3 protein-coding genes are annotated in these 4,794 nt (G+C 43.1%); all 3 read right to left on the bottom strand.

Annotated features, from left to right (window positions below; genetic code table 11):
* Positions 1-100: 100 nt before the first annotated feature.
* The 3 genes from ACEW80_RS27360 to ACEW80_RS27350 all read right to left on the bottom strand — a co-directional run bounded on the left by ACEW80_RS27360 (position 101) and on the right by ACEW80_RS27350 (position 4,650).
* Positions 101-1,072, bottom strand: a complete 972-nt coding sequence (locus ACEW80_RS27360; RefSeq protein WP_373529619.1) for a diguanylate cyclase domain-containing protein — start codon at positions 1,070-1,072, stop codon at positions 101-103.
* A gap of 32 nt (positions 1,073-1,104) precedes the next feature.
* On the bottom strand, positions 1,105-1,893 hold the full coding sequence (locus ACEW80_RS27355) for a DUF4058 family protein (protein WP_373529618.1): 789 nt from the start codon (positions 1,891-1,893) through the stop codon (positions 1,105-1,107).
* Between the two features lie 132 nt (positions 1,894-2,025).
* Complete coding sequence (locus ACEW80_RS27350) at positions 2,026-4,650, bottom strand: response regulator (protein WP_373529617.1); 2,625 nt, start codon at positions 4,648-4,650, stop codon at positions 2,026-2,028.
* Positions 4,651-4,794: the final 144 nt, after the last annotated feature.

The raw sequence follows: 4,794 nt of genomic DNA, 5'->3' as shown, positions 1-4,794 counted from the left end.
TTAGCTACTTTCCTGATTGAGATGTTTTTCTGAACATGTGCTGCAACTATTTTTTCTCGAAGATCGATAGAGTATGACTTCATTTAAAAATATTTATACTTTAATTTAAAGTGTACCTCATTACAGACGGAAGTGCTGTATGCTCATACATTAGCTTGTCAGCCTCTTCTATCAATTTTTCTAGTGAAATGTTCTCATTTAAGGCGCATTCTGCCACACCAAGACTTATAGATAGTTTATATGGGTAATTATTCTCTTGATTAAATCGATCAATATTTGTTTGTAATCGAGGATAAAATTCATCTGTATTCTTGGAGCAGATAGGAACTAATATTACAAACTCGTCTCCTCCTAGACGGGCAACAATATCCGAATCACGGAAGGTTTGCTTTAGTAATTGGGCTGTGTCAATGAGCATTCTGTCTCCTATCTCATGCCCTAGAGAGTCATTTATCTGTTTTAAACCATCTAAATCAACGAATAAAAGACAGCAGAATATTTCTGTACGTTGGACAATTTTGAATTGTTGATTTGCCAGCCAAAAAAAACCACGTCGATTATATAGTCCTGTCAACTCATCAGTTAGAGATAGCTCCCTTACCTCTGTTTCAGCCTTCAGACGTTGCTCAACTTCATACTCTAGGCGTTGATTTTGTTCAAGAAGTTGTTGATGTTGCTGTTTGATGAGTAGCTGGTTTCTGACGCGGATTAGTACTTCAAGTTCTTGAAAGGGCTTGGTGATATAGTCTTGTCCACCCAGTTCAAATGCCTGCACTTTATCATTGATTTGGTCAAGGGCACTAATAAAAATAATTGGAATTTGATCTGTTATTTTTGATGCTTTCAACTGTTGACAAACCTCATAGCCATTCATTTCAGGCATATTGATGTCAAGCAGAATCAGATCCGGCGGATGGCGATGAGCAGCTTGTAATGCCATTCTCCCGTTGAGAGATTTACGGATGATATAACCCTGCGACTCTAATATTTTGGCTAACAACCGGAGATTGTCGGCGGTATCGTCCACGATTAGGATATTCGTTTCCGAAGCGGATTTAAATAAATTAGCCATAGGGGGAAATGAGAAGAATTTTTAACCAACTACTAATTACTCCTTAACCCTTGTTCGTGCAGAAGGGTATTAGACCATATAGCATCTTCTGGTTTTAGGGGTGGTACTGGTTCTTTATTATAATCAATTGCTAAGTAATATCTTGCACGATTATATATACCATGCAATAAAGATTGCAAATCTACAATCGGTTCTGTATCTTCTGACTGTAACGGTAATGGAAATAGGGGAATCGTTTCTCTGATGCTAAAGCCGTATAATTTAGCTTGAGGACGTGTTTCACTTCTGCTAACAATAATTTGATAATCTGTTACAGGAACTTCCCCTAAAAGTGACATAGGTTTTCCACTTCTGAGTAAATCAATTTCGACTAAGTGAGAAAGACTAGCTAGAACTTGTTTACGTTTCAGTTCATACGCTTTTCTCCCTTCGCCTGGGCGTTTGTTTTTAGGAGATAAAACTTCGATAGATGTCACCACAAAACCTGTAGACACTTCTCGAATTTCTAAGTAATTTTCCGTAATGTGTTCAGGTAACGGGATCATCACCATGATACCTTCTGAGGTCACTGTTTGAGTAGCAGTTGATGAGTATTGCTGCGGTGATGTTTGTTGAGAAAAAATAGAAACATCAGGTATACCAACTAATACAGAATCTGAGTCATCACTTAAATAAGTACGTTGTTCAATTGCCACTCGATACTGTGGGGAAATATTTTCCTCAATAGCATCTGCGATCGCACTAATCAATCGATGATGTACCTCTGACCAAAACACCGGATTTTCTAAATAGGGATTCATTCCGGGAAATGGAGAATTCATAGTTTTACTATCCTGAAATGAGAGATTGGGATGATTCTAATTTACTGAGTTTGGGTGAGATTTGCGATCTGCGCTTTGCAGCAGCACTTCGCTATCGCCTCAAGCTGAAAGTTATCTACCAGATATTTCAGATCATTGGCGAGAACTTGCTCCTGCTTGGGGATTTGGGCGATGAGATTGTAGAGTTTGGCATCGTTGAGATCCAGAGCTGCATAATGCGCCTGAATAATGCGCCTGAATAATCCACTCTGGCGACATTACCTGTAAATCTTTGGCGGTTAGGGATTTCGGAAGTAAAGTTTGCTGGTCTAACCCCGGTAAAGCTTCTTCGCGGTAGCAGTAGCGGACTCCCAAGTAGTATGCAATCCGATCAAATAGGATTGCTTCTAGAAATGGTTTGGTGATGTGGTCGTTGCAGCCTGCCTGAATGCTAGTGGTGTAGTCTTCCTCAAAGGCATAGGCTGTCAGCGCAATAATCACCACGTCTTGACCTCCCTCCCTGACTCGAATTTGCCGGGTAGTTTCGTAGCCATCCATCACGGGCATTTGAATATCCATTAAAATCAGGTCGGGATGCCATTCTGACCACAGAGCGATCGCCTCTTTTCCGTTCTCGACTGCACACACCTCGAACCCAACTAATTCCAATAGCCTGACGAGCAACAGACGATTTTCTCTCAAGTCTTCCACCACCAGAATACGACGAGTGGGCTGTCCCGGTTCCAGACCGATAACAGTGCGAGTCGTTTCCGGCGCGATGATATCCCCTGCGCTTACCAGACTCAGTAAAACCTCACAAATAAAGGTTGACTTCTGATTCAGGATGCTTCGCGCTGTAATATCACCACCCATTAAACGGGCAAACTGACGGCTAATCGATAAGCCTAAGCCTGTACCTTGAACATGGCGACCTGGTTCTGTTTGCGTGAAGGCTTCAAACACAGTCTCGATATCAGACTGAGCAATACCACATCCAGTGTCTTCAACTTCTAGATGAAGAGTGATAATTGGTTGGGAATCATCGGTAGAAATTGAATCAAATGAGTTGACGCTGTACAATTTCTTGGTCAAAGCTTGGAATCGCAGTATGACACTGCCTCTTGTCGTAAATTTGATCGCATTGCTTAAGAGGTTGATTAGAATTTGGCGCAGTTTTGATTCGTCACCATATACATAGCGAGGAACACTACTATGCTGTTCTGTTCTCAGATCAATTCCTTTCTTTAAAGCTTTGAGGGCAACCATCTCTCTGATGGAGTAGATTAGCTGATGCAAATCGAAAGAGTTTTCCGTTAACTCTAACTGACCCGCTTCAATTTTGGACATTTCCAACACATCGTTGATCAGAGTTAGCAAGTGTTTTCCACTGCGGCTAATGATGCCTAAATCTTCTTGAAACTCAGATGGAATCTTCTCGTTGCGGTTCATCAACTGAGTAAATCCCAAAATGGCATTGAGGGGAGTCCGCAGTTCGTGGCTCATTTTAGCGAGGAACTGGCTTTTGGCACGGCTGGCGATCGCCGCTTGTTTTGCGGCTTGTTCTAGGGCTATCTGGGAAAACTCCAGCACTGCCAACATCAGCGTATTTCGCATCTCAGTAGCGGCTTCCAGTTCCGCAACCTCCCAAGGCAAGGAAGTTTCCTGCACGGTTTCCTTCCACATTGCAAAGGACTTCCGGGGAGACAATTGCATCTCTCCAATTTCGTTGATTGTGATCGCATCCTGGGGGTTGCCTGCCCAATTCACCGTCTGGATTTGCTCCGGTCGAAACCAGATAATGTGGTAAGACTTTTGTTTAGAATGGTTGAATAATATTGAAATTGCCAGGAGGCCGCTAGCTTGATCTGGGAATGCCTTCGCTTCTGGATATAAACGTGAGAGGGAATCAGTAGCAAACACTCGTTTCGCCTGATGTTGCACCAACCACGCCACAAGTTCCTGCACCTGGGTAGCCGATGGCGTTTGACCAACTAATGTCAGATAACCGTCAAGCAAAATCGCGGCTCCTTGAGCATGAACTAGATCCAGCAATTGAGAGGTATTTCTGATCAACACTTGCTCAATAAAATTGGACTCCTGCAATAACGTCTGTTGCAATTCATCCTGAATCACTTTCACGTGCGTTCGGTAAACATCCAATTCTCGTTCTTCCTGATGCACCAGTTCAATCGAGGCAAACTGTCCTAAAAGTTCACAGGCTTTGCGAGTTTCATAATCCACTAATTTAGGGCTGTAGTGGTGACAGGCAATTAATCCCCAAAGACCTTTGTCGGTGATCAACGAAATTGTCATCGACCCAGCAACCCCCATATTCTGTAAGTATTCAATGTGACATGGATACACTCCTCGTAACAGAGAATCACTCAGATCAAGGGGTGTATTCGTCAGAGGATGGTTGGTGGGAATCAGGCAGACAGGGGTGTGATTGATATCGGGAATGAATCGCATCCAGTTGCGGCAAAACAACTTGCGGGCTGGTGCGGCAATATCTACGGCCAAATAGTGCAGTCCCAAGTAGCTTTCTAGATGGCTCTGTTTATCCTCCGCAATCACCACACCACTGTCGTCTGCCTCAAAGCGGTAGATCATCACCCGATCAAACCCAATCATTGTTTTCACCTCTCTGGCAAGGGTTTTAGCCAAACTCTTCAGGTTAGTAGCATTACGAAAATTGGCGATCACGGCTTGCAGGCGATGATAGAACTGGATTAAATCGGTGCTTCTGAGCGATCGCACAGGTTCTAGTTCCAGAATCAACCCATCTATACTTTTGCAGAAATTGACCCAGAAATTAAATTCCTGAGCTAAGTATCAAAAAGTTGCAACTGGTGGTCTAGGCGGCTAAACGAAGAATTTGATCTAGCTCACGTGAGCGTGGCGTCAAGTCCCCTTCAGGAGCGG

The sequence above is a fragment of the Nostoc sp. genome (assembly GCF_041747015.1).
Lineage (GTDB): Bacteria > Cyanobacteriota > Cyanobacteriia > Cyanobacteriales > Nostocaceae > Nostoc.
The sequence above is the reverse complement of the archived record's forward strand: the minus strand, read 5'-3'. Positions and strand labels throughout refer to the sequence as shown.

What these genes read in the sequence shown, in the direction of transcription:
- ACEW80_RS27360 (WP_373529619.1), bottom strand. Translation starts at nt 1,072, where the DNA reads ATGGCTAATTTATTTAAATCCGCTTCGGAAACGAATATCCTAATCGTG.
- ACEW80_RS27355 (WP_373529618.1), bottom strand. Translation starts at nt 1,893, where the DNA reads ATGAATTCTCCATTTCCCGGAATGAATCCCTATTTAGAAAATCCGGTG.